Origin of the sequence: Nonomuraea typhae (genome assembly GCF_009760925.1) — a bacterium.
GTDB classification, from domain to species: domain Bacteria; phylum Actinomycetota; class Actinomycetes; order Streptosporangiales; family Streptosporangiaceae; genus Nonomuraea; species Nonomuraea typhae.
The window spans coordinates 196333-219096 of the sequence record NZ_VRLV01000020.1 but is presented as its reverse complement, the minus strand read 5'-3'; the positions used below and the strand labels follow the sequence as shown (position 1 = coordinate 219096).

At 72.6% G+C, this 22764-nt stretch carries 23 protein-coding genes; 10 read left to right on the top strand and 13 right to left on the bottom strand.

The window, feature by feature from the left end:
- Positions 1-342 precede the first annotated feature (342 nt).
- Positions 343-2196: a propionyl-CoA synthetase gene (locus tag FVE25_RS48065; protein WP_157254234.1), complete on the top strand. Its 1854-nt coding sequence runs from the start codon at positions 343-345 to the stop codon at positions 2194-2196.
- A gap of 44 nt (positions 2197-2240) precedes the next feature.
- Positions 2241-3128, top strand: a complete 888-nt coding sequence (locus tag FVE25_RS48060; protein WP_157254233.1) for a DMT family transporter — start codon at positions 2241-2243, stop codon at positions 3126-3128.
- Positions 3129-3316: 188 nt separating this feature from the next.
- On the opposite strand, the gene FVE25_RS48055 is transcribed toward FVE25_RS48060, so the two are convergent.
- From FVE25_RS48055 to FVE25_RS48045, 3 genes are all read right to left on the bottom strand, one after another.
- A complete protein-coding gene (locus FVE25_RS48055) occupies positions 3317-4135 on the bottom strand; it encodes an SDR family NAD(P)-dependent oxidoreductase (RefSeq protein ID WP_157254232.1) in 819 nt (272 codons plus the stop codon).
- A 342-nt stretch (positions 4136-4477) separates the two neighbouring features.
- Positions 4478-5644, bottom strand: coding sequence for a sensor histidine kinase (locus FVE25_RS48050; RefSeq protein ID WP_157254231.1), 1167 nt, complete (start codon positions 5642-5644; stop codon positions 4478-4480).
- The gene (locus FVE25_RS48045; protein ID WP_157254230.1) at positions 5641-6297 is read right to left on the bottom strand and encodes a response regulator transcription factor; all 657 of its coding nucleotides are present in this window, start codon (positions 6295-6297) and stop codon (positions 5641-5643) included. Before FVE25_RS48045 ends, FVE25_RS48050 begins: the two co-directional genes overlap by 4 nt.
- 130 nt (positions 6298-6427) lie before the next feature.
- Here FVE25_RS48045 and FVE25_RS48040 point away from each other — a divergent pair, with 130 nt between their 5' ends.
- The 4 genes from FVE25_RS48040 to FVE25_RS48025 are packed head-to-tail and all read left to right on the top strand — an operon-like array spanning position 6428 to position 10675.
- The gene (locus FVE25_RS48040) at positions 6428-7822 is read left to right on the top strand and encodes a phospholipid carrier-dependent glycosyltransferase (protein ID WP_246268646.1); all 1395 of its coding nucleotides are present in this window, start codon (positions 6428-6430) and stop codon (positions 7820-7822) included.
- Between the two features lie 53 nt (positions 7823-7875).
- Positions 7876-8760: a hypothetical protein gene (locus tag FVE25_RS48035; RefSeq protein WP_157254229.1), complete on the top strand. Its 885-nt coding sequence runs from the start codon at positions 7876-7878 to the stop codon at positions 8758-8760.
- 33 nt (positions 8761-8793) lie between these two features.
- The gene (locus FVE25_RS48030; protein ID WP_246268639.1) at positions 8794-9702 is read left to right on the top strand and encodes a hypothetical protein; all 909 of its coding nucleotides are present in this window, start codon (positions 8794-8796) and stop codon (positions 9700-9702) included.
- Between the two features lie 4 nt (positions 9703-9706).
- Positions 9707-10675, top strand: coding sequence for a hypothetical protein (locus FVE25_RS48025; protein ID WP_181019949.1), 969 nt, complete (start codon positions 9707-9709; stop codon positions 10673-10675).
- Here FVE25_RS48025 and FVE25_RS48020 read toward each other — a convergent pair.
- Together FVE25_RS48020 and FVE25_RS48015 are read right to left on the bottom strand one after the other, a co-directional pair.
- Entirely contained in the window at positions 10672-11799 is a 1128-nt protein-coding gene (locus FVE25_RS48020) for a UDP-N-acetylglucosamine--N-acetylmuramyl-(pentapeptide) pyrophosphoryl-undecaprenol N-acetylglucosamine transferase (RefSeq protein ID WP_157254228.1), read from the bottom strand. The two genes, FVE25_RS48025 and FVE25_RS48020, sit on opposite strands and share 4 nt — an antisense overlap.
- Before the next feature lie 4 nt (positions 11800-11803).
- The gene (locus tag FVE25_RS48015) at positions 11804-12619 is read right to left on the bottom strand and encodes a formylglycine-generating enzyme family protein (RefSeq protein ID WP_157254262.1); all 816 of its coding nucleotides are present in this window, start codon (positions 12617-12619) and stop codon (positions 11804-11806) included.
- A 189-nt stretch (positions 12620-12808) separates the two neighbouring features.
- Here FVE25_RS48015 and FVE25_RS48010 point away from each other — a divergent pair, with 189 nt between their 5' ends.
- Both FVE25_RS48010 and FVE25_RS56680 read left to right on the top strand, forming a co-directional pair.
- The gene (locus tag FVE25_RS48010; protein ID WP_157254227.1) at positions 12809-13756 is read left to right on the top strand and encodes a Ppx/GppA family phosphatase; all 948 of its coding nucleotides are present in this window, start codon (positions 12809-12811) and stop codon (positions 13754-13756) included.
- 65 nt (positions 13757-13821) lie between these two features.
- Positions 13822-13944, top strand: a complete 123-nt coding sequence (locus FVE25_RS56680; protein ID WP_281367983.1) for a hypothetical protein — start codon at positions 13822-13824, stop codon at positions 13942-13944.
- Here FVE25_RS56680 and FVE25_RS48005 read toward each other — a convergent pair.
- The gene (locus tag FVE25_RS48005) at positions 13941-14390 is read right to left on the bottom strand and encodes an ATP-binding protein (protein ID WP_157254226.1); all 450 of its coding nucleotides are present in this window, start codon (positions 14388-14390) and stop codon (positions 13941-13943) included. The two genes, FVE25_RS56680 and FVE25_RS48005, sit on opposite strands and share 4 nt — an antisense overlap.
- A gap of 38 nt (positions 14391-14428) precedes the next feature.
- Positions 14429-14974 (bottom strand): TetR/AcrR family transcriptional regulator, encoded by a 546-nt coding sequence (locus FVE25_RS56675; protein WP_157254225.1) that lies wholly within the window; start codon positions 14972-14974, stop codon positions 14429-14431.
- Between the two features lie 90 nt (positions 14975-15064).
- Between FVE25_RS56675 and FVE25_RS47995 the strand changes: the two genes are divergently transcribed.
- On the top strand, positions 15065-16621 hold the full coding sequence (locus tag FVE25_RS47995; RefSeq protein WP_246268637.1) for an MDR family MFS transporter: 1557 nt from the start codon (positions 15065-15067) through the stop codon (positions 16619-16621).
- Here FVE25_RS47995 and FVE25_RS47990 read toward each other — a convergent pair.
- Complete coding sequence (locus FVE25_RS47990; protein ID WP_157254224.1) at positions 16608-16922, bottom strand: STAS domain-containing protein; 315 nt, start codon at positions 16920-16922, stop codon at positions 16608-16610. The two genes, FVE25_RS47995 and FVE25_RS47990, sit on opposite strands and share 14 nt — an antisense overlap.
- A 68-nt stretch (positions 16923-16990) precedes the next feature.
- Here FVE25_RS47990 and FVE25_RS47985 point away from each other — a divergent pair, with 68 nt between their 5' ends.
- Positions 16991-17926, top strand: a complete 936-nt coding sequence (locus FVE25_RS47985) for a GNAT family N-acetyltransferase (RefSeq protein ID WP_157254223.1) — start codon at positions 16991-16993, stop codon at positions 17924-17926.
- Here the strand turns inward: FVE25_RS47985 and FVE25_RS47980 are convergent.
- Genes FVE25_RS47980 through FVE25_RS47965 form a run of 5 tightly spaced genes read right to left on the bottom strand, consistent with a single transcriptional unit; the run spans position 17923 to position 22721 of the window.
- Positions 17923-19200 (bottom strand): AAA family ATPase, encoded by a 1278-nt coding sequence (locus FVE25_RS47980; RefSeq protein WP_246268635.1) that lies wholly within the window; start codon positions 19198-19200, stop codon positions 17923-17925. The two genes, FVE25_RS47985 and FVE25_RS47980, sit on opposite strands and share 4 nt — an antisense overlap.
- Positions 19197-20624, bottom strand: a complete 1428-nt coding sequence (locus tag FVE25_RS47975) for a hypothetical protein (protein ID WP_157254221.1) — start codon at positions 20622-20624, stop codon at positions 19197-19199. Before FVE25_RS47975 ends, FVE25_RS47980 begins: the two co-directional genes overlap by 4 nt.
- Positions 20621-20743 carry a hypothetical protein gene (locus FVE25_RS56670; RefSeq protein WP_281367982.1) on the bottom strand — a complete coding sequence of 41 codons (123 nt, stop codon included), beginning with the start codon at positions 20741-20743 and terminating at the stop codon, positions 20621-20623. The genes FVE25_RS47975 and FVE25_RS56670 overlap by 4 nt, the downstream gene beginning before the upstream one ends.
- Positions 20740-21840: a hypothetical protein gene (locus FVE25_RS47970; RefSeq protein WP_157254220.1), complete on the bottom strand. Its 1101-nt coding sequence runs from the start codon at positions 21838-21840 to the stop codon at positions 20740-20742. The genes FVE25_RS56670 and FVE25_RS47970 overlap by 4 nt, the downstream gene beginning before the upstream one ends.
- On the bottom strand, positions 21837-22721 hold the full coding sequence (locus FVE25_RS47965) for a hypothetical protein (RefSeq protein WP_157254219.1): 885 nt from the start codon (positions 22719-22721) through the stop codon (positions 21837-21839). The genes FVE25_RS47970 and FVE25_RS47965 overlap by 4 nt, the downstream gene beginning before the upstream one ends.
- Positions 22722-22764 lie beyond the last annotated feature (43 nt).

The window sequence follows — 22764 nt, the reverse complement described above, 5'->3', positions numbered from 1 at the left end:
CGGAGAGCGGGCACGCTTGAGTCCATAAGAAGGAGAAGGAAGCACACCCTGAGCCGCCCAGGCGCACCACCCTACCGGGACAAATGCCAGATGTCGCTGGCGTTTCCGGGTGTTGGCCGCCGGGTGAGTTCTGACGGAACGCTACTTAACCCCGTAAATCCCGGTAAAGACCACAATCTCTTAGCTCATCCTGATATCGACGTTATATCGGGAAATATCAAGCTTTCTTGGGAGCCTCTACCGGATAGCTTCGGTGCCTGCCCGGAGGGCGGTGACGCGATCGGCCTCACCGCCGCGCGTTGAGGCTTGCTCCCCGGTGGCCGCTGCTGGTGGGATCGGGGAGTGCGATTCGACGAGGTTTACCGGCAGAGCATCGACGAACCGGAGCGGTTCTGGGGCCAGGCCGCCCGGGCCGTCGACTGGGACGCCGAACCCGGCACCGTGTGGTCCGGCGGGCGCTGGTTCCCCGACGGGCGGCTGAACACCTGCCACAACACGCTCGACCGGCACGTCGCCGCCGGGCGCGGCGGGCAGGCGGCGCTCATCTACGACAGCCCCGTCACCGGCTCGAAACGCACCTACACCTACGCCGGACTCCTCGACGAGGTGGCCAGGACGGCGGGCATGCTCCGCGACCTGGGCGTCGGGCACGGGGACACCGTGGTGATCTACATGCCGATGGTGCCCGAGGCGGTCGTCGCGATGCTGGCCTGCGCCAGGCTCGGCGCGGTGCACTCGGTGGTGTTCGGCGGGTTCGCCGCGCCGGAGCTGGCCGTCCGCATCGACCACGCGCGGCCCAAGGTCGTGCTGTCCGCCTCGTGCGGCATCGAGCCGGCCCGGCTGGTGCCGTACAAGCCGCTGCTGGACGAGGCGCTGCGGCTGGCCGGGCACCGGCCGGGACACTGCGTGATCCTGCAGCGCCCGCAGTGCCCCGCCGAGCTGGAGCCCGGCCGCGACCTCGACTGGGCCGCCACCCTGCGCGGCGCCGAGCCCGCCGGCTGCGTGAGCGTGCGGGCCACCGACCCGCTCTACATCCTCTACACCTCCGGCACCACCGGCGTCCCCAAGGGCGTCGTGCGCGACAACGGCGGGCACGCCGTGGCGCTGCGCTGGAGCATGGAGGCCGTGTACGGCATGGCGCCGGGCGAGGTGTTCTGGGCCGCCTCGGACGTCGGCTGGGTCGTCGGCCACTCCTACATCGTCTACGCGCCGCTGCTGGCCGGGTGCACGACGGTCCTGTACGAGGGCAAGCCCGTGGGCACGCCCGACCCCGGCGCGTTCTGGCGGGTGGCGGCCGAGCACGGCGTCCGGGTGTTGTTCACGGCGCCGACGGCGATCCGGGCCATCAAGAAGGAGGACCCGGCGGGGGAGTGGGCGGCCAAGTCCGATCTGTCGCGGCTGCGGCACCTGTTCCTCGCGGGGGAACGGCTCGACCCCGACACCTACCACTGGGCCGGCGACCTGCTCGGCATCCCGGTGATCGACCACTGGTGGCAGACCGAGACCGGCTGGCCGATCGCCGCCAACTGCGTCGGCCTCGAGCCGCTGCCGCTGAAGCCCGGCTCGCCCACCAGGCCCGTGCCCGGGTACGACGTGCGCATCCTGGATTCGGAGGGCGCCGAGTGCCCGCCGGGGACCGAGGGCGCGGTCACCGTCCGGCTGCCGCTGCCGCCCGGCTGCCTGCCCACGCTCTACCGGGACGAGGAGCGGTTCGCCGAGTCCTACCTGTCCCGGTATCCGGGGCACTACCTGACCGGCGACGGCGGCTACGTCGACGCCGACGGTTACCTCTTCGTCATGGGCCGGATCGACGACGTCATCAACGTGGCCGGCCACCGCCTGTCCACCGGGGCGATGGAGGAGGTCATCGCCGCTCACCCGGACGTGGCCGAGTGCGCGGTCATCGGCGTGGACGACCCGCTGAAGGGGCAGCTCCCGATGGGCTTCGTGGTCCTGAAGGCGGGCGCCGACCGGGACCCGGGGGAGATCGAGCGCGAGCTCACGGCCATGGTCAGGGAACGCATCGGCCCGGTGGCCGCGTTCCGGCGGGCGCTGGTCGTCGGTCGGCTGCCCAAGACCCGCTCCGGGAAGATCCTGCGCGCCACGATGCGGGACATCGCCGCGGGCCGCGACTACCGGACACCGTCCACGATCGAGGACCCGGCCGCGCTGCAGGAGATCGCCGACGTGTTGTGACACTTCGATGAGCCGTGAAATGTCCTGCCCGTAATATCGGGCACATGGAGCACATCGTCGAGGCAAGGACCAATCGGCGGGCCATGGTGGCAGCCGGAGTCACCGTGGTGTTATGGGCGTCGGCCTTTGTCGCCATCCGCGTCGCCGTCAAAGACTATTCGCCCGGCGCGCTGGCCCTCGGCCGGCTGCTGGCCGGGTCGGTCGCGCTCGGCGTGATCCTCCTCGTGCGGCGCGAGGGCCTGCCGCCGCGCCAGGCGTGGCCCGGCATCGCCGTCTCCGGCGTCCTGTGGTTCGGCGTCTACATGGTGGCGCTGAACTGGGGTGAGCAGGAGGTCGACGCCGGAACCGCCGCGATGCTCCTCGGCCTCGGGCCGGTCCTCATCGCGCTGCTGGGCGGCTGGTGGCTGAAGGAGGGCTTCCCTCGTCCGCTGCTGATCGGCATGGTCGTCTCGTTCGCGGGGGCGGCCGTGGTCGGCGTCTCCATGTCCGAGGGCGGCGCCTCGTCGTTGCTCGGCGTGGGCCTGTGCGTCCTGGCCGCCGTGTCGTGGGCTGTCGCCATCATGGCCCAGAAGCCCGCGCTCCGGCACGCCTCCGCCCTCCAGGTGACCGCCTTCGGCTGCATCGTCGGCACGATCGCCTGCCTGCCCTTCGCCGGGCAGCTGATCACGGAGGCGGCGCGGGCGCCCCTGTCGTCCACCCTGAACCTCCTCTACCTCGGCATCTTCCCGACGGCCGTCGCCTTCACCACCTGGGCCTACGCCCTGGCCAGGACCAGCGCGGGCCAGATGGGGGCCACGACGTACGCGGTGCCGGCGCTGGTGGTGGTGATGGCCTGGCTGACGCTGGGGGAGGTGCCGGGCTGGCTCACGTTCGCGGGCGGCGCGCTGTGCCTCGTGGGCGTGGCGATCTCCCGCCGCACGCGCGCGCGTTAGCGCCGTCCGTGGTGATCCTTTGTTACGGCGGAGCCGAGTGAGCGCCTCCCGCCGCCGCGGGCGGGCGCCGATCGTCCGAGCGCTTCTCACGCCGGACGCGGTCCCCGCCGCAACGGCGCCCGGTCACCACCCGCGTGGTCACCGCCGCACCGGCGCCGCTGTCCACCCGCGTGGTCACGGTCGCCCGATCAGGCGGCGCTCCTCCACCACCGGCGGTCGCCACCGGAGCGGGTGGCGCCGGTCTTGGTGGCCAGCAGGCGGGTCAGGGTGGGGGAGGCCCAGGCGGCGCCGAGCATGAGGCGCATCATGACCGGCAGCGAGGTGCGGGCCCGGTCCCGGCGCACGGCGTTGACCAGGGCCGTGGCCACCCGCTCGGGGGAGACCGTGGGGATGAGGTCGGCGACGCGGGGGATGCGTTGCTCGGAGCCGGGGTTGTTGGCGAAGTAGTCGCTGGAGACCTTGCCGGGGATGATCTCCGTCACGCCCACGCCGGTGCCGTGGAGGTCGGCGCGCAGGGCGGAGACGAGGCCGCGCAGGCCCCACCGGGCGGCGGTGTAGCCGAGGGCGCCGGGCCAGGCGATGCGCGAGGCGGGGGAGTTGACCACGACGATGCGGCCGCTGCCCCGCCGTACCATGTCACGGGCGAAGGCGGTGGTGACGTACCCGGCGGCGAGGAAGGGGACGGCGGCCAGTTCCCGGAACTGCTCAGGCGTGGTCTCGTCGGCGAACAGCCACACCCCCGCCCCCGCGTTGTTCACGATGACGTCGGGAACGCCGACGGCGGCCTTCACGTGCTCCGCCATGACCGAGACGGCGCCCGGATCACCCAGGTCCGCGGGGAACACCTGGGCCTTCCCCACCTCGCTCGCCAGAGCGCGGAGCTTGAGTTCGTTCCTGGAGGTCAAGGCCAAGGTGGCACCGGCTCGGGCGAACGCGCGGGCGGTCTGCGCCCCGATCCCCGACGACGCGCCCGTCACCAGCACGACCTTGCCCCGAAGCTCCACCACGCCCCCCGCAATATCCGGATATTTCGGGCCAGAATATCGGCCCGCCCACAAGCCCCGGACCACCGCACCCAAACCCCGCCCCGGTGCACATCCGCCCGCGCGACTCCGCCCTCGCCCAGGTCTGACTCGCCCGCACACACGCACCCCGGCCGCACACGCCCCCACCCGCACACGCCTCACCCGCACGCGCCCCACCCGCACGCCCCTGAACCGGGTGCCCCTGAACCACCCGAACCGGGTCCCCAGGCCGCGCGGCCCGGGCCGTACCGGGCGGCGTGGCCCGGAGCCCGGTGACGCCGGCACGGGGCCGGGCGGAGGGGGCCGGCGGGGTGTCCGGGCGGGTCAGGGTTCGCCGTTCTCCAGAGGCAGCTCCACCGTGATGGTCAGGCCGCCCTCCTCCCGCGGCCGGGCGGTGACGGTGCCGTTGTGGGCCTGCGCGATGACGCGGACGATCGACAGGCCGAGCCCGCTGCCCCGGTCCGACCGCAGCCGATCCCCGTGCAGCCGCCGGAACGGCTCGAAGATGGCCTCCAGCTCATAGGGCGGGACGGGCAGCCCGGAGTTGGCCACCACCAGCTCCACCTCGGTGGCCCTGCGGCGGGTGGTCACCCAGACCTCGCCGAGCGGGTGGTTGTGCCGGATGCCGTTCTCGACGAGGTTCTGCACGAGCCGTTCCACCAGCACGGGCTCGCCCGAGACGGGGGCGGGGTCGAGGAGGCGGTGGATGGTCACGTCGGCCTTGGCGGCCTCGTCGGCGGCCTGGTCGAGCACGTGCTCGGCGACGTCCATGAGGTCGAAGGGCCGCCGGTCCAGCAACGCCTGCTCGCCTTCCGCCAGCGCGAGCAGGCCGTCGATGAGGCGTTCGTGGCGGGCGTTGACCAGGAGCAGCGATTCGCCGAGCCGCTTGAGGTCCTCGGTGGCGTCCGGGCGGCGCACGGCCACGTCCACGAGCGTGCGGTTGATGGTCAGCGGCGTGCGCAGCTCGTGGGAGGCGTTGGCGACGAAGCGCCGCTGGCCGTCGAAGGAGCGGGCCAGGCGGCCGAGCATCGTGTCGAAGGTCCCGGCGAGTTCGGCGAGCTCGTCGCGGCCGCCCTGGTGGCCGATGCGCTCGGTGAGGTCGTGGCTCTGGGCGACGCGGCGGGCGGTCTCGGTGACCTGGCGCATCGGGCGCAGCACCCATCCGGCGGCCCGCCAGCCGACGAGGAAGGCCAGCCCGGAGGTGGCCGGAACCGCCACGAGCGCGGTCAGGCGCAGGTTGGCCAGGGCGTCGTGCTGGTAGGTGGCACGCACCTGCATGGCGCGCTGGCGGGCCACCTCGTAGTACTCGTCGTAACGCTCGAAGGAGCCCCAGCCCCAGGGGCGGTTGACCTGGATGGACGTGGGGGTCAGCACGCCGGAGCGGTATTCGAGACTCTGCCGTACCACGACGTAGGCCACGGCGAAGGCGGCGGCGCTCAGAACGAAGAAGACCCCGGCGCAGGCCAGGGCGAAGCGGAGGCGGATGGTCATGGAATGCGGTACCCCGCCCCCGGCACGGTCTCGATGACGTTCGGGTCGCCGAGCTTCTTGCGCAGCTTCATCATCGTGGTCCGCACGGTGTTGGTGAACGGGTCGATGTGCTCGTCCCACACCTTCTCCAGCAGGTCCTCGGCCGAGACGACGGCCCCGCGCGCCCGCAGCAGCTCGGCCAGCACGCCGAACTCCTTGCGGGCCAGCGGTACGTACCGCCCCTCGCGGAAGACCTGCCGGTGCGCCCAGTCGAGGCGGATCCCGGCACGTTCCATCATGGGCGGGTCGGCGGGCCGCGAGCGGCGGCCGAGCGCGTGGACCCGGGCCAGGAGCTCCTCGAAGGCGAACGGCTTGGGCAGGTAGTCGTCGGCCCCCAGCGACAACCCCGCCACCCGTGACCGGACGTCGCCCGAGGCGGTGAGCATGAGGATGCGCACGAGCCCCCCGTCGGCCACGACCTGCTCGCACACCTTGTCGCCGTGCACGCCGGGCAGGTCGCGATCGAGCACGAGCACGTCGTAGGCGTTGACCGAGAGGCGTTCGAGCGCCGCCTCGCCGTCGTAGGCGACGTCCACGGCCAGCGCCTCGGCCCGCAGCCCTTCGGCGATCGAGTCGGCGAGCATGCGCTCGTCCTCGGCAATCAGCACCCGCACGTTGCCCCCACGTGTCCCCGGTAGTCCCCAGCAAATCAAATGCCGCTAAGTCTGGAGATTGTCACATAACCTCCGCGTAACCGGATCGCGTGACGCAGGGGTTAGGCCGGGTGCGGTGGGCTGCCCGCCCGTGACCACCACCCTGATCGCCGCACCCGTCCAGGCCGCGCCCGCCGCGTCGCGGGGCCACCGGCTGTTCCTGACAGTCCTCGCCCTCGGGGCGGCCCTGCGCGTGCTGGTCATGCTGGCCTACGACACCGCCCAGCTGTATTGGTACGACTCCTTCACCTACCTGGACACCGCCGTGCACATGCGGCCCTCCGGCGCCTTCCACCCGGCCGGGTACTCGTGGTTCCTGTGGCTCCTGCGCCCCTTCCGCAGCGTGGAGCTGATCGCGGGGCTGCAGCACGTCATGGGGCTGGGCGTCGCGGTGATGATCTACCTGCTGCTGCGCCGCCGCGGCCTGCCCGCCTGGGCGGCGACCCTGGCCGCGGTGCCCGTGCTGTTCGACACCGGCTTCCTGCGCCTGGAGCACGCCATCCTGTCCGACCTCCAGGTGATCTTCCTCCTGGTCGCCGCGATGAGCGTGCTGCTGTGGCACGAGCGGGTCTCCGCCCGCGCCGCCGCCGTGGCCGGGCTGCTGCTCGCCCTGGCCGGGCTGACCCGCACCGCCGCGGTCCCGCTGATCGGCCTGGCGCTGCTCTATCTCCTGGTACGGCGGACGCCGTGGCGGACGGCGGCGGCCATGGCCGTGACCGGCCTGCTGCCCCTGGCGTCGTATGCGGGGTGGTACGCCCAGCACCACGGGCGGTTCGCGCTCAGCGGCTCCGACGGCGTGGCCCTGTGGGCCAGGACGATGACCTTCGCCGACTGCGCCAGAATCCGCCCGCCCGCGGACCTGGCTCCGCTCTGCCCGAACGACCTGCGCCTGGACGCCGCCTCCGAGTACGTCTGGGACCCCCGGGCCTCCCTCAACCTGCTCGGCGACCGCTTCGCCCGCAACGACGCCGCCCGCCGCTTCGCCGTCGCCGCCATCACCGCCCAGCCCCTGGACTACCTGCGCGAGGTCGCCGGGGACACCTCGCTGGCCTTCGCCTGGACGCCGATCGCCCACCCGAAGCGGGTCGCGGTCCCCGACGGCGCCTTCCCGATCGGCCGGTGGCGGCTGCCGGAGGAGAACCCGCTGATCGGCCGGGTCCGCGCCGCCTACGACCCGGACATCCGCGGCCAGAGCACGGTGGAGCCGTTCGCCGGCCTCCTCGCCCGCTACCGCTGGCCGTGGCTCCTGCACGGCGGCCCTCTGTTCGCGCTGCTGCTGCTGGCCGGCGCGGCGGGCCTGGCCCGCGGCGGCCGGGCCGCGCTGCTGCCGTGGGCGGCGGCGGTCTTCCTGCTCGTCGCCCCGGTCGCCGCCCTCGACTTCGACCACCGATATGTGCTGCCGGCCATCCCTCTGGCCTGCGTCGCGGCGGCGCTGGCGCTGCACGGCCTCCGGCCGGCCCTGCCACGCGGCGCGAAATCGCCGTAGTATCCGGCAAAAGCGGTATTTGGGGGCGCCAGTTGCCGGGACAGCCTGTGAGCGTGGTCGTCGATCCAGCGGTCTCACCCGAGAGCGCAGGTCTGCTTCGTGCCAATCCGCAACTGCTGTCCAGATTCCGCTTAGGCTGGCGGCCGCCGCCCGTGGAGGCGGAGCCGCAGCGCCGCAGCCCGTCGAGCGTCCTTCTCCTGGTCGCCACCCTGCCGATGGTCTCGCTGGTCGGCGTGCTGCTGGCCTCCCACATCGCGCCCGTCGGCTTCGTGGTGCTCGGCGCCTTCGTCGTGCTCGTGCTGGTCAAGATGGCCGGGATCAGCGAGCTGCCGGCCACCTCCGGGCGGGTGCACGACCGCCTGGTCTTCGAGCAGGCCCGCTGGAACGACGGCCGTTTCCTGCTGCCCGAGGATTTCGACGACGAGGCCAGGGACGTGCTCGGCCGGGCCCAGGAGGCGATCGGCACCGTGCTGCGCTCCCACGTCAACGCCGAAGGACTCCTCGACGACGCGAAGAACGCGATCATGTTACCGGCGCAGGAGTGGGAGATCGGCCGCCTGCTCGCCAAGCTGTCGGCGCTGCGCACCGAGCACCGCGCGCTGCTGGCCGGCGGCGTCGCGCCCGAGGTGGCCGCCGCCGTCGAGCCGCTGGACCGTGCCCTGGCCGGCAGCGAGGCGGCCGTGCTGACCCGGGTCGAGGCGCTGGAGAAGTATGCGGCGCACGTGGCCGAGGCCGAGCGCGCCTACCACGCCCGCGGGCAGATCGCGGAGCTGCGGGCCAGGCTGCCGCGCTACGAGGAACTGCTGGCCGAGTCCGGTGCCGACGGGCTGGCCGTACCGGAGATCGAACGGCTTGCCGAGGACGCCGAGTACCTCGAGCGGGCGCTGCGGCGCAGTGTGTCGTCAGCGCACGAGGCGTTTCGGTACCTCGAAAGCTGACACTTGGACAGATCGTTACATAGGATCCAAAGGGTGCCCGGGCGTCAGGCGAAAGTGGTTGTTGATCCGACCGTTCCCGACCAGGCCGCGGAGCTGTTACGACAGCACCGCAAGGTCCTCGTGCGCATGCGCGGCGGCTGGGAGCCCGCGCACCGGCGCCGGAGCGCCGCGGCCCGGATCACCTACAAGATCATCTTGATCGCGATGGCGTCGTCGGCCACCGTGGCGGCGCTGGCGTTCTTCCGCGCCGCCAACTACACGACCTTCGCCTTCATCATGACCGGCGTGTCGTTCCTCATCATGGCCTCTTTACTCAAACCCAATCCCGACGCCGAGGTGGAGAAGCAGCTCGACGCCGAACTCGACGTCTACGAGTGCGCCCGCCGGTACGAGGGCCGGTTCGTGCTGCGCGAGGACCTCGACGAAGGGGCCAGGGCCCTCATGGGCCGCGCCCAGGCCGCCATCGACACCGTCACCGAGTCCCGCGTCAACGCCGAGGGGATGCTGGACGACGCCAAGAACGCGATCATGCTGCCCGCGCAGGAGTGGGAGATCGCCCGGCTGCTGGCCAAGCTGTCCGGGCTGCGCTCCGAGCACCGGGAGGTCATGGCGGAAGGCGTCACCCCCGAGGTGCTCGCGGTGGCCGAGCCGCTGGCCAAGGCCCTCGACAGCAGCGAGCGGGCGGTTCTCGAACGGGTGGAGGCGCTGGAACGCTATGCCGGGCACGTGCGCGACGCCGAGCGCGCCTACCGGGCCCGCAGCCAGATCGAACGGCTCACCGCCAAGCTGCCCCGCTACGAGGAACTGCTGGCCGAATCGGGGGCCGACGGCCAGACGGTGCCCGAGCTGACCCGGCTGGCCGAGGACGCCGACCGGCTGGAACAGGCCCTGCGCGACAGCGTCAGCTCCGCCCACGAGGCATTCCGGCATCTGGAAAGATGATCCGGTGGCACACGTCATCGTAGACCCCCAGGTGCCGGAGGCCGACGCCCAGCTCTTACGGGAGAACGGAACGCTTCTGGCCAGGGTCCGCCGCGGCTGGGTGCCGCCGCCGCAACCGAGCCTGCCCGGCAAGGACCATGTGCAGAAGCTCCAGGTCGGCCTGGCGTCCGTCTTCACCCTGCTGCTGATGGTCTCCGTGTCCCGGTCCGGGTTCAACGGGTTCACCCTGCTGGTCGCGGTCGGCGCGATCGTCATGTTCATGGCCGTGCTGATCAAGCGCGACCTCGACCCCATCGAGGACGCCGAGGTCGCCGCCGACCGCGAGGTCTACGAGCAGGCCCGGTGGTACGAAGGGCGCTACGTGCTCGTCGCCGAGCTCGACGAGTCCGCCCAGCGCCTGCTGGCCCGCGCCGGGCAGGCCGTGCGCTCGGTGCTCGGCTCCGAGGTCCACGCCGAAGGGCTGCTGGACGACGTGCGCAACACGGTCATGCTCCCGGCCGAGGAATGGGAGATCGCCAGGCTCCTGGCCAAGCTCTCGGCGCTGCGCGCCCAGCACCGCAAGACCGTCTCCGGCGGGATCACGCCCGAGGTGGCCGCCGCGGCGGCGCCGCTGGCCCGGGCGCTGGACAGCAGCGAGGAAGCCGTCGTGGCCCGGGTCGAGGCGCTGGAACGATACGCGGTCCACGTGGCCGAGGCCGAGCGGGCCTACCACGCCCACGCCCAGATCGAGGAGCTGCGGGAGCGGCTGCCCCAGTACGAGGAACTGGTGGCCGAGTCGGGGGCGGACGCGCTGGCCGTACCGGAGCTGGAACGGCTGGCCGGCGACGCGGGCCGGTTGGAGCAGGCGCTCAGGCAGAGCGTGCGCTGCGCCCACGAGGCGTTCCGCCACCTCGACCCCGCACCCGCCGACCCCGCTGCGATGCTGCCCGAGGCCCTGCCCGCCCGCGACCCGGATCGCGACGACCGCGCCTAGTGCGCGGCGGCCTCCAGCAGGACGTCGGCCAGGGCGTCGGCGGCGTCGAGGCGGCCGAGCTTGCGCGCCGACTCCGCCATCGCCGCGCGCAGCGCCGGGTCGGCCAGGATCGGCATCAGCTCCGCCAGCAGCATCTGACTGGTCGGCCGCGGCTCCAGCAGCGCGCGGGCGGCGCCCGAGGAGGCCAGGTAGGAGGCGTTCTTGCGCTGCTCGTCGCCGCCGGTCGGGATCAGCGGGATCAGCACCGCCGGCTTGCCCACCGCGGTCAGCTCCGAGACCGTGCCCGCCCCGCTGCGCGCCACCACCACGTCCGCGGCGGCGAACAGGTCGGGCAGCTCGGCCCCCACGTAGGGGACGGGGTGGTAGCGGCCGGCCAGCTCGGGCGGCAGCGGCACGGCCCGCATCTGCTCGATCCACGCCGGCCCGCACTGGTGCACGATCTGCGCGTGCCGCAGCAGCACCGGCAGGCTCTCGGCGATGAGCGTGTTGATCTGCTTGCTGCCCTGCGCGCCGCCGGTCACGTAGATGAGCGGCACCTCGAAGGTGAGCCCGAAGTGGTCGTAGGCGGCGGCCCGGTCGCCGCGCAGCAGCTCGGGCCGGACCGGGTTGCCGGTCACCACGGCCTTGGCACGGGCGGCGGCGGGCAGGTAGTCCAGCGACGACTCGTGGGACAGCGCGATGCGGGTGGCCAGCCGCGACAGGATCCGGTTGGCCAGGCCGACCACGGTGGTCTGCTCGTGCATCACCAGCGGGCGGCGGATCAGCTTGGCCGCCACGCCGATCGGCACCGCGACGTAGCCGCCGGTCGACAGCACCACGTCCGGCAGGTAGCGGGCGGCGTGCCCGATCGCCTGGGCGACGCCGACCGGGATGCGGAAGACGTCGGCGATGTTGGTGCCGAGTTCCCGCAGGTTGGGGCGGCGGCGCAGCTTGCCGGTCGTGATCGCCTTGAACGGGATGCCGTGCTCGGCGGTGATCCTGGCCTCCAGGCCGTTGGCGGTGCCCACCCAGAGCACGTCGTGCGGCAGCCGCCGCCGTTGCACCGCGGCCAGGGTGGTGAGGGCCGGGTAGGTGTGACCGCCGGTACCGCCGCCGGTGATCAGGAGTCGCAGGGTTCGTGCCATGCGATCAGAGTATGGCCGCACAGCGGAAACCTGTGTGCCCAGTTGAGGAGTCGGGCGTGTTCGAGGTCCGGGCGGCGACCCGGTAGCGGTTGCAGTAGGAATCGTGGCACATGTACGAACCCCCGCGAATCACCTTGGCGGTGCCGTCGGCCGGGCCCCGGGGGTTGTCCGCGGTCTGCGCCCACGAGGTGCCCCACCAGTCGTTCGTCCACTCCCAGACGTTGCCGGAGACGTTGTAGAGGCCGTAGCCGTTGGGCTGGAACGACTTCACCGGCATGGTCCCCTTGCTGGGCGCGGACGGGAAGGCGCCCTGCCAGATGTTGCACCGCTGCCGTCCCTTGGGCGCGAGCTCGTCCCCCCACGGGTACGTGGCCCGCTCCAGCCCGCCGCGCGCGGCCATCTCCCACTCGGCCTCGGTCGGCAGCCGCTTGCCCGCCCAGCCGGCGTAGGCGTGGGCGTCGTTCCACGACACGTGCACGACCGGGTGGTTCTGCCGGTCGCCGGCCGTCGAGCCCGGACCCTCCGGCGCCCGCCAGCAGGCCCCCTCGACCCCGGCCCACCAGGGCGCCTGCGGCACCGAGGCGTCCATGATCCCGCCCGTGGCGAACTGCCGGAACACGAACGACCAGCCGATCGCCTCGGCCTCGGTGACGTACCCGGTCTCCTTCACGAACGTGGCGAACTGCGCGTTGGTCACGCACACCGGGTCGATGAGGAAGGGGTCCAGCCGCACCTCGCGCACCGGTCCCTCGCCGTCCTCGGGCCGCCCGCCGGGGTCGTCGCCGCCCATGAGGAACGTCCCGCCCGGAACGCGCACCATCCCGCGGGGCGCCTCCCGCCGCGGCGTCACCTCGATCCGGTACGGCACCGCCCCCGCGTCCCTGCCGGGCCCGCAGCACGCCTCCACACTCACCCCTTCGCCTTTCAGAACACACTGGCAGGGTATCGCCAGCCGTACCTTGGGATCACGACTTCGCGGGAGGGCCCGTGGACCGGTAGCGTTCCAGCCATGCGACTCGGCGTTCTGGACATTGGCTCCAATACCGTCCATCTCCTCGTCGTGGACGCTCACCGTGGCGCCAGGCCCATCCCCGCCTACTCCCACAAGGAGGAGCTGCGGCTGGCGGAGCACCTCGAGAAGGGCGACATGCTCTCGGCCCGCGGCATCGAGCGCCTCGGCGCCTTCGTCGAGGAGGCGCTGCAGATCGCCGAGGACAAGGGCGTGGAGGACTTCCTGGCCTTCGCCACCTCCGCGGTCCGCGACGCCGCCAACGGCGAGGAGGTGCTGGCCGAGATCGACGAGCGGTGCGGCCTCAACATCCAGATGCTGACCGGGCAGGACGAGGCCAGGCTGACGTTCCTGGCGGTGCGCCGGTGGTTCGGCTGGTCGGCGGGCCGGTTGCTGGCGCTCGACATCGGCGGCGGCTCCCTGGAACTGGCCGCCGGGGTGGACGAGGAGCCCGACGCGGCCGTCTCGCTGCCGCTGGGCGCCGGGCGGCTGACCCGTGACTGGTTCACCGCCGACCCGCCGCCGCCGGGGGAGGTGCGCAAGCTGCGCAAGCACGTGCGCGCCGAGATCGCCCGCAAGGTCGGCGACCTCGTCAGGTACGGCCAGCCGAACCGGGCCGTGGCCACCTCCAAGACGTTCCGGCAGCTGGCCAGGATCGCCGGGAGCGCGCCCTCCAGCGAGGGCCCCTACGTCTCCCGCTCGCTGACCCGCGAGGCGCTGGCCGACTGGGCGGTCAAGCTGACCACGATGGACGCCGCGGCGCGGGCCCAGCTTCCCGGGGTCTCGCCGGGACGGGCGGCGCAACTGGCGGCGGGGGCGATCGTGGCCGATGCGACCATGGACCTGTTCGAGGTGGAGCGGCTGGAGATGTGCCCGTGGGCGCTGCGCGAGGGGGTCATCCTGCGGCGGCTGGACATCCTCCCGAGCCGGATGGAACCTGCTTCCTGACTGACACCAACATGTAGTCGCATAGATCAGCGTAAAGGTCGTTAAAGCGGGCACAACGAGGTGCCATGTGGACGATGCTCGGCACGGCCGTGTCCCTGACGATCACGCTCATCCTCTGCTTCCTGGCGCTCCTGGCCATCTCCGCCGTCACGCTCATCGTGCTCGGCATCATGGCCAGGATGGGCTAGCGCGGGCGGCGGCCGTTGCCGGTGCCGAGCGTCAGGCCCGCGGCCCCGGGCTCGAAGCGCAGCCGCTTCTCCAGCGCGACCACCACGCCGTGCTCGCGCCGGCTGATGAAGCGCACGTCGTCGGCGAGCGCCCGCATGATGAGCATCCCGCGCCCGCTCTCCTCGCCGGGCGCGGGCGTGCGCACCCGGCTGGGGTCGAAGCCGTCGCCGGTGTCCACCACCCGGATCACGCACAGGTCGTCGTGCACGCCGGCGGTCACGGTGTACTCGTCGCTCGGCTCGGCGTGCCGGACCACGTTCGCGCACGCCTCGGTGAGCATGAGCTCGATGTCGTCCCTGATCTGCGGGACGACGCCCAGGGAGCGCAGCGTGCCGTCGAACATCTTGCGGATCAGCGGCACACTCGCGGCGTCCCGGGGCAGTCTCAGCGCGATGGTCGCGTCCATGCGCGCCCCATGCCCGGAAACCGGCGGGATATGCGTCCCTAAGCCTCCATGAGCTTGATCGCGACCTCACGGGCGGCCTGGCGCCGCTCCTGCTCGCTGGCCTCGACGTTCTGCGTCAGCCACATGCCCGCGTGCAGGCTGAACAGCGCCATCGAGCGCTGGATGCGGGTGGTCAGGGGATCGCCGGGCTCGACGAGCTCGCCGACGACCTCCAGCATCTTCTCGCGCATCCTGAGGATCTTGGGGTGGTCGCGCAGCGCGGTCTGGTTGCGCTCGAGGAAGCGTGCCACCTCGGCGTTGCGCGGCCGGTCCAGGCGCTCGGCGTAGCGCACGATCAGCTCGCGGCGGGTCTCCGGCGTCTTCGGCCGGGCGCGCAGCCACTCCAGGAGCTCCTCGAACTCGGCGACCCGGTCGTCGGCGAGGCTCGCCACGATGTCGTCCTTGGTCTTGAAGTGGTAGTAGAGCGCGGCCTTGGTGACGCCGAGCTCTTCGGCGATCTGCCGCAGGGAGGTCGCCTCGTACCCCTGCTCGGTGAAGAGCCGGAGAGCGATCTCCTGAATCCGGGACCGGGTGTTCTCCCGCAATTGTGCACCTATTTCGGATGAGTGATGACGTAGCCTAGTCTAAGCTTGCCGGTCGGCAAGTAAGTAAGCGTGAAACCTGGGGGTGCTGTCGTGGAAAGACGGCGCGAAGTCATGGTCGTCCTCCCCGGCCTGATGCTCGCGATGGTCCTGGCCATGCTCGACAACATGATCGTGGGTACGGCGATGCCGCGCATCGTCGGCGAGCTCGGCGGCCTGACCCATCTGTCCTGGGTCGTCACCGCCTACGTGCTGGGCACCACTGTCTCGACCCCGATCTGGGGCAAGATCGGCGACCTGTACGGGCGCAAGACCATCTTCATGGTCTCCATCGTGATCTTCCTGATCGGCTCCGCGCTGTGCGGCATGGCCGGATCCGAGCTGCTCGGGGGCCCCGAGAACGGCATGGCGCAGCTCATCGCCTTCCGCGCCATCCAGGGCCTGGGCGCCGGCGGCCTGGTGGTCAACGTCATGGCCATCATCGGCGACCTCGTCCCGCCCCGCGAGCGCGGGCAGTACCAGGGCATCACCGCGGGCGTCATGTCGCTGGCCATGATCGCCGGCCCGCTCGTCGGCGGCTTCATCACCGACCACCTCGACTGGCGCTGGGCCTTCTACGTGAACCTGCCCGTCGGCGGCATCGCCCTGGCCTGGCTGCTGGTCAAGCTGAAGCTGCCCAAGCACGTCAACCGCGTGCGCATCGACTGGCTGGGCGCGATCCTGCTGTCGATCAGCATCACCGCGATGGTCCTCATCACCACCTGGGGCGGCAACGAGTACGCCTGGGGCTCCCCGCAGATCCTCGGCCTGGCCGCGGTCGCCGTCGTGACGCTGGCGATCTTCATCCCCGTCGAGCGCCGCGCCGCCGAGCCCATCATGTCGCTGCAGTTGTTCCGCAACCGCAACTTCACGCTCGTCTCGATCATCGGCTTCCTGCTCGGCTTCGGCATGTTCGGCGCGGTCAACTTCCTGCCGCTCTACCAGCAGACCGTGCAGGGCGCCTCGGCCACCAACTCCGGCCTGCTCCTGCTGCCCATGATGGCCGCGATGATGGTCGTCTCGCTCTACGTGGGCAGGGCGATCACCGCCACCGGCAAGTACAAGATCTACCCGATCATCGGCGGCGTCGGCATGGCCGCCGGCATGTGGCTGCTCTCGCTCATGGGCGCGCACACCCCGCAGTGGCAGACCGGCCTGTACATCGCCGTGCTCGGCGTCGGCATGGGCTTCCTCATGCAGACCACCATGCTCATCGCCCAGAACAGCGTCGATCAGCGCGACCTCGGCGTGGCCTCCAGCGCCTCGACGTTCTTCCGCTCCATCGGCGGCTCGTTCGGCGTCTCGCTGTTCGGCGCGATCTTCAACAACCAGTTCCTGTCCGGGCTCGGCAGCCGCTTCGGCGAGCAGGCCGCCGAGCAGATGGCCAAGGGCGGCGGCCGCATGGACCCGGCCGCGATGGCCGCCATGGCGCCCGCGACGCGCTCCGGCCTGCTGGAGTCACTGGCCGGGGCCACCTCGACGATCTTCTGGTGGGCCATCCCGTTCGCGATAGCCGTACCCGTGCTGGCGGCGTTCGTGAAGGAGATCCCGCTGCGCGGCGGCGCACCCGAGCCCGCTCAGGAGCCCGAGGAGTCGCTCAAGGGAGCCTGAACAGCCGATCCAGGGCGGTCACCTTGAGCAGGCGGCGCAGGTGCGGGCCGACCGCCACCACCCGCAGTGCCGCGCCGTCCGACTCGGCCCGCTGGTGCAGCCGGACCAGCGCGGCCAGGCCGGAGGAGTCGATGAAGGACAGCCCGGCCAGGTCGAGGTCCAGGCGCCGGTAGCCGGGGGAGAAGGAGAGCGCGGCGAGTCTGCCGGCGCTCTCGAAGGCGAGGTCGCCGGTCAGCGAGAGGCGGACGGTGCCCGGGGAGGGGGTGGCGACCTCGACGCTCAGCGGGGTCTTGTCGAGCACGGTTCCAGCCTACGACCACGACGGAAAATCAGAGGCGGAAATCCCGATAGATCGGGACAATCGCCCGCATGAACACGCACCAGCTCCGGCGGCCGACGGCCGAGGACGCCGCACTCATCCACGACCTCGTCTCCGCCTGCGACCTCGCCGTGCTCGGCAGGGTCGACACCCCGATAGAAGACGTCGCCGACGAGCTGGTCGAGCCCGAGTTCGACCTGGACAGCGACGGCTGGATCGCGGAGGACGCCGGCGGCCGCGCGGTCGGCTGGGCCTGGGCCTGCCGCAAGGCCGACAGCGACAACGTCGACGTGGAGGTCCTGGTACGGCCCGGCACCGAGGGCCTGTCCGCAGGGCTGTGGGCGCTCGTGCTCGGCCGGGCCAAGGAGATCGCCACCGAGCTGGGACACGCCGCCGCCACCGTGGACATCGGCATCTACCGCGACGACGAGGCCAAACGCGCCGAGGCCGCCGGCTACGGCTTCGAGCCCGGCACCAGCTTCCACCGCATGCGCATCGACTTCGCCGGCCCGGTCACCGCCCCCGATCCGCTGCCCGGCGTCACCCTGCGCACCGGAGAGGACGAGGCGGTCCGCCGCCAGGCCCACCACATCCACCAGGAGGGCTTCGCCGACCACTTCGGCTTCGTCAAGAACGACTACGACGCCTGGCACGCCCGGCGGCAGGCGCAGAGCGGCAACGACTGGTCCCAGGTCATCGTGGCCAGCGTGGACGGAGAGCCGGCCGCCATGATCCAGTCCACCAACGCCTTCGTCCCCGACGAGGACTGCGGATACGTGGGCACCCTGTCGACCCTGCCCGCCCACCGGGGCCGCGGCCTGGGCCGCCACCTGCTGCTGGAGTCCTTCGCCCGGGACGCCGCCCGCGGCAGGAAGGGCACGATCCTGCACGTCGACTCCAACAACACCACCCCCGCCCTCGGCCTCTACACCTCGGCGGGGATGCGCCCGATCATGGTCATCGACGTCTGGCGCCGCCGCATCTAGGCGCGCACCCGATGGGCCGACAGGTGCTCCAGCACCGACTGGTTGGCCTCCCAGCCGTCGGGGAACTTCACCGGCACGCCCAGCTGCACCGGCTCGGCCGACGGGTGGGCGTCCAGAAGCTCGGGGATGCCCGCCCTGGCCACCACCACGCAGGCGTGCCGGTGCCGGGAGGCCAGCACGCACAGCCGCCCCGACTCCAGATGGAAGGCGGTGGCGTCGCGCCGCCCCGACAGCGGGTGCAGCACGATCGTCACGTCGTACTCACGGCCCTGCAGCCGGTTGGCGGTGTCCACGGTGATCTCCGGCGGCAGCCCGGCGTTCCTGATCGCCGCCACCTGGTCGCGGTGCGCCGCGCCGACCGCGATGCGCTCGGCCGTCACCGGCCGCTCGCCCTGCTCCGAGGTCGCCACCGCGCCGCGCTGCAGCAGCCGCGCCGCCAGCAGTGCCACGGCCTGTACGGCCTCGCCGTCCGTGCGGACCGTGTGCCGGTCGGGCAGCTCCAGCAGCGACCAGCCCGAGCGCGCCGCCTCCTCCAGCGCCCGGTCGTGCACGGTGCCGAGCCCGCCGGTGCTCAGCTCCAGGTGGCGTTCACCCGGCCCGGTTCCCGAGGTGAAGCCGGTGAACGGATAGAACGCCCGCGAGACGACCGGCGCCGCCGAGGCGGGCAGCCGCCACGAAACCGGCAGCCGGTGCACCGGGAGGTCCGGATTGTGCCGCAGCAGCACCGAGACGGCGCTCTGCAGCGGATCCCACGACAGGCCGGACCAGCGGTCGGCCTCCACGATCGAGAACGGGTCGAGCTGCCCCGGATCGCCCACGAACAACGCCCGCTCGAACAGCCCGGCGATGCGCAGCAGCTTGTCCGAGCGCATCTGGTATGCCTCGTCCACGATCGCCCACGGCCAGGTACGGCCGGCGATCCACGCCCACTTGTCGGAGGTGGCGATGACGATGCCGGGGTCGCCGAGATCCTGGATGCGGGTGCCGACGCTCACGCCGGGCAGCTCCAGCAGCCGGCGCGGCGGCACGTAGCCGGAGGCCGACAGCCGTCCCACGGTCAGCTCGGGATGCTTGGCGACGATGCGGGTCACCAGGTCGTCGACCTGCTCGTTGGTCTGGGCCACGATCATCAGCGGCTCGCCGGTCTCGGCCAGGTGCGCCGCCGCCCGCACGACCAGCGTCGACTTGCCCGCGCCCGGCGGGGAGTCGACCACGACGCCACGATGGTTCGGCAGGTCGGCCAGGACGTTCCGGATGACCTCCTCGGGACTCACTCCCACGCCTCCCTGGCGTCCTCGTCGTTCGGCACGTACTCCAGCGGCGGCCCGCCGTGCGTCCACGGCGTCGCCTCGGGCTCCGGCAGCGCCGCGGCGCCCTGGAAGTCGTCGGTCAGCGCCGTGTAGCAGACCCGCTCGCCCACCTCCGGCACCGAGCCGGGCGCCGGCGTCTTGGCCCGCCCCATCCCCTTGGTGATCTTCAGCGTGACCAGGCCGCCCTCGGCCGCGACCAGCTCGGCGCCCTGGCCCTTGCGCTGCGGGGTGCCGAGCGCGCTGCCCGGCGCCAGCCGTACCTGATCGTCGGTCTTGACCACCACGAGCGGGCGTAGCTTGCGCGAGCGGCCCTCGCCCTCGGTGTGGTCCGGCTCGGTCTGCACCACCTCGCCGGCGAACGCCTCGCCCGCCAGCCGGTACTCGGCCATGATGAGCGGGTCGTCGTAGGCGCGCTGCACGTCGTAGGCGGCCTGGGCGCGCTCCATGCGCGACAGCCGGGAGGCGGCGGCGACCGCGCCGTCCCGGCGGGCCTGCGGCGGGGCGCCCTCGGCGAGCTGCGTCGCGAAGCCGCTGAAGGAACCCCGGTCGAGCTCCCAGCGCTGGGCCACGCTGGCGCCCTCCGGCAGCGCGCGCAGCAGGTCGTAGGCCCGCCAGACCAGCCGCCAGGTGGGTTCGAGCTGGGTGCGCAGCGCCTCGGTGACACGCTCGGGCGAGCCGTCCTCGATCGCGGGGGCCAGCACCTCGGCGTCGAAGCCGGGGTCGGTGGCCGGGCCGGCGGGCGGCCACACGAGCGGGTCCTCGGCCTCGTCGGACGGGTGGCCCTCCACCCAGGCCATCAGCGCGGCGAGGTTGGCGTCCTCCAGCGCGCTCTGGCCGGTGGCCCAGTGGCGGGCCGCCTCCTCGGTGACGGCCAGCGTCAGCGACGAGCCCGGATAGGCGGCGCGCTCGGCCAGGTAGGTCAGCCAGCGGCCGAGCAGCGGCACGCCCTCGGGCACCGGGTAGGGGCCGTCGGTGCGGCGGAAGCGGGTCGAGCGGCCCAGCAGGGCGGTGAACGCCACGCCGGCACGGTTGGGGATCAGCAGCTGCGGGGCGTCGAGCGCGCGCTCGTAGGGGTCGGCGTTCTTGCGCTCGACCGTCTCGGTGTCGGCCATGAAGCTCTCGAGGTACGGCAGCAGCAGCCCGGCCAGGTCCGCGGTGAAGGCGAAGCGCAGGTCCCGGTTGCGGGGTTGGGGGACCGTGAGCAGATGGGGCCGCTCCCGGTCGGTGCCGAGCATGGCGGCCAGCGGCGCGGCGGCCTCGCCGGACAGCTTCAGCGGGATGAGGACCATGGGGCGATCCGACAGGTGGCAGTGCCGTACGGTCGCGATCGGCTGCGCCCGCCCTTCCTGCAGTGCGCGCAGCTTGGCCAGGGAGGTCAGCAGGCTCACGCGGCCTCCTTCTCCGGCCCCGCCGGCTCGTGCTCCGGCCGTACGGGAAGGCCGGGGCTGGGCTGGGCTGGGCGGGGCTGGGCGGGGCGCTCATCGGCGCTCGCGGTGCGGGCGGTCATGTCAGGCAGTCCTGGCGCAGGCGCTCGGCGCCGCGCAGCAGGCGGGCGATCTCCTCCTGCCCCTCGCGCGGCGTGATGCTCCCCTCGGCCAGCCCCAGCGCCTCCGCCACCCCGGCCACGCCGCCCAGCTCGTCGCGGACGTTACGGCCCAGCAGGTCGGAGGCGCCCTCCTGGCGGGCCTCGTCCCGGCAGAAGAAGCACAGATCGCACGTGGACAGGCAGTCGGGCGCGTAGCGGGCGTCCACCCGGCGCAGCGCGTCGGCCAGGTCGGCGGCCGAGCGGGCCGGCAGCCCGTCCTCGCCCGGCTCCAGGTCGAACGTGAGCCCCTCGGGCAGCTCCGCCAGCAGCCGGTCGAGCGTGGTCATCCGGGCGAGCTGGCGGCGCAGCACCGCCAGCTGCCGGCGCACGTCCACCAGCGTCGCGACCGGGCGGTTGGCGAAGTTCTCCGGGCAGACCAGCACCACCTCGTGCGCGACGCTCAGCGGGTCGTGGCCCAGCTCCTCCAGCATCGTGCGCAGCGCCAGCACGTACACCGCCGCCTGCCGGGCCGCCGCCGCGACCGACGCGGGGTCGGCCTGGCCGTCCACGACCGCGAACGACTTGACCTCCACGACGTGGAAGCGGCCGTCGAGCTGGAAGGCGACCACGTCGGGTTCCAGGTAGGCGGTGTGGCCGGCGATGTCCACGCTCAGCAGCGGGTGGTCATACAGGGTGCCCGCGTCGTGCTCGCCCCTGGCCGCCCGGTCGAACAACGCCCGCGTGTGGGCGTGGCGCAGGTGCGTGCCCACGTTCTCCACGTCGTGGTAGGCGACCTCGGCGATCGGCAGGCCCAGCACCTCGCGCAGCATGCGCAGCAGCTCGGCGCAGCCGTCGGCCTTCACCAGGGCCTCGAACTGGTTGCCGCGGGTGATCGCGAACGGCGACTGGCCGAACGGCGCGGGAAAGCCCAGATGCCGGGCGGCCAGGTCCTTGTCGACCCCGGCGCCGTCCATGAGCGCCCGCCGCGCGCAACCCGGGTTGGCGGCCAGCGCCGCGATGGCCCGGGCGTCGTGCGGTTTCGGCGGTGTCGTCCCGCGCAGCGCGTCGATCCGTCTCACGCCGTGATCCCTCCATTACCGACGGCGCCCAGGCTAGCGGCGCTCAGGGGCGCGACGCCGAACAGCCGCGCCGGATCGTCCAGTTGGTCGCGCGCGCGGGCCGCCAGCTCGGCCCGGTCACGCGTGTCACGCTCGATGTGCACGGCGAGCTCGGCCAGCGCCATCTCGGCCACGCGGCCGGGATCGACGTCCTTGCCCAGCTCCACCAGCTCGCCGCCCGGAATGTTGCGCCCCATCCTCGCCACCAGGCGCAGCGCCTCCGGGGAGGGGCCCTGGGTGCGCCCGATCCGCTCGGCCACCGCCGCCGCGCAGGTGAGGAAGTCCACCCGCGGGCTGAGCGGGCCCACCACCCGGCGCTCCAGCGGCCAGGCGCTCAGCGTGAGCAGGCCCCGGGCGGAGGAGAGCCGGTCGGTCAGGGCGGCGCACAGATAGTACGGCCGGCCGTACGGGCTGGCGCGGAAGGACCGTTCCTCGTCGCGGCGCAGGCTGGTGAGCTGGGCCGAGCGCAGGGCGCCGGCGAAGAACGCCTCGCTGACGGCCACGATGAGGCGGGGCTGGGCGGGTGCGCCGAGCACGTCCAGCGCCTGGTGCACCCGTTCGCGCACGGTGGTGGTGCCCGCGCGGCGCCTGGGGGTCCCGGTCGTGGCGCCGCCGGTCGGGCCGGCGCCACCGGCGCCGCCTGGTGGGGGGCCGATGCTGCCGGGCGGGGTCCCTGTGGTGTCGGCCGGGGTGCTGACCAGGGCGTCCCAGGTGCGTTCCGCGGCGCGCAGGTCGGCGCGCAGGGTGCGGGCGGTGACCGTGTCCCTGGCGCGCATGGCGCGGCGCACACCGGCGCGCAGGTCGTCGATGCGCCGTTCCAGCTGGTCCAGCCGGTCACTCATGGCGCGAGAGTAGCAGGAGTTCCAGTATTTCCCAGTAATTTCG

What these genes read in the sequence shown, in the direction of transcription:
- FVE25_RS48060 (WP_157254233.1), top strand. Translation starts at nt 2,241, where the DNA reads ATGGAGCACATCGTCGAGGCAAGGACCAATCGGCGGGCCATGGTGGCA.
- FVE25_RS48050 (WP_157254231.1), bottom strand. Translation starts at nt 5,644, where the DNA reads ATGACCATCCGCCTCCGCTTCGCCCTGGCCTGCGCCGGGGTCTTCTTC.
- FVE25_RS48020 (WP_157254228.1), bottom strand. Translation starts at nt 11,799, where the DNA reads ATGGCACGAACCCTGCGACTCCTGATCACCGGCGGCGGTACCGGCGGT.
- FVE25_RS48015 (WP_157254262.1), bottom strand. Translation starts at nt 12,619, where the DNA reads ATGGTGCGCGTTCCGGGCGGGACGTTCCTCATGGGCGGCGACGACCCC.
- FVE25_RS48010 (WP_157254227.1), top strand. Translation starts at nt 12,809, where the DNA reads ATGCGACTCGGCGTTCTGGACATTGGCTCCAATACCGTCCATCTCCTC.
- FVE25_RS56680 (WP_281367983.1), top strand. Translation starts at nt 13,822, where the DNA reads ATGTGGACGATGCTCGGCACGGCCGTGTCCCTGACGATCACGCTCATC.
- FVE25_RS48005 (WP_157254226.1), bottom strand. Translation starts at nt 14,390, where the DNA reads ATGGACGCGACCATCGCGCTGAGACTGCCCCGGGACGCCGCGAGTGTG.
- FVE25_RS47985 (WP_157254223.1), top strand. Translation starts at nt 16,991, where the DNA reads ATGAACACGCACCAGCTCCGGCGGCCGACGGCCGAGGACGCCGCACTC.
- FVE25_RS56670 (WP_281367982.1), bottom strand. Translation starts at nt 20,743, where the DNA reads ATGACCGCCCGCACCGCGAGCGCCGATGAGCGCCCCGCCCAGCCCCGC.
- FVE25_RS47965 (WP_157254219.1), bottom strand. Translation starts at nt 22,721, where the DNA reads ATGAGTGACCGGCTGGACCAGCTGGAACGGCGCATCGACGACCTGCGC.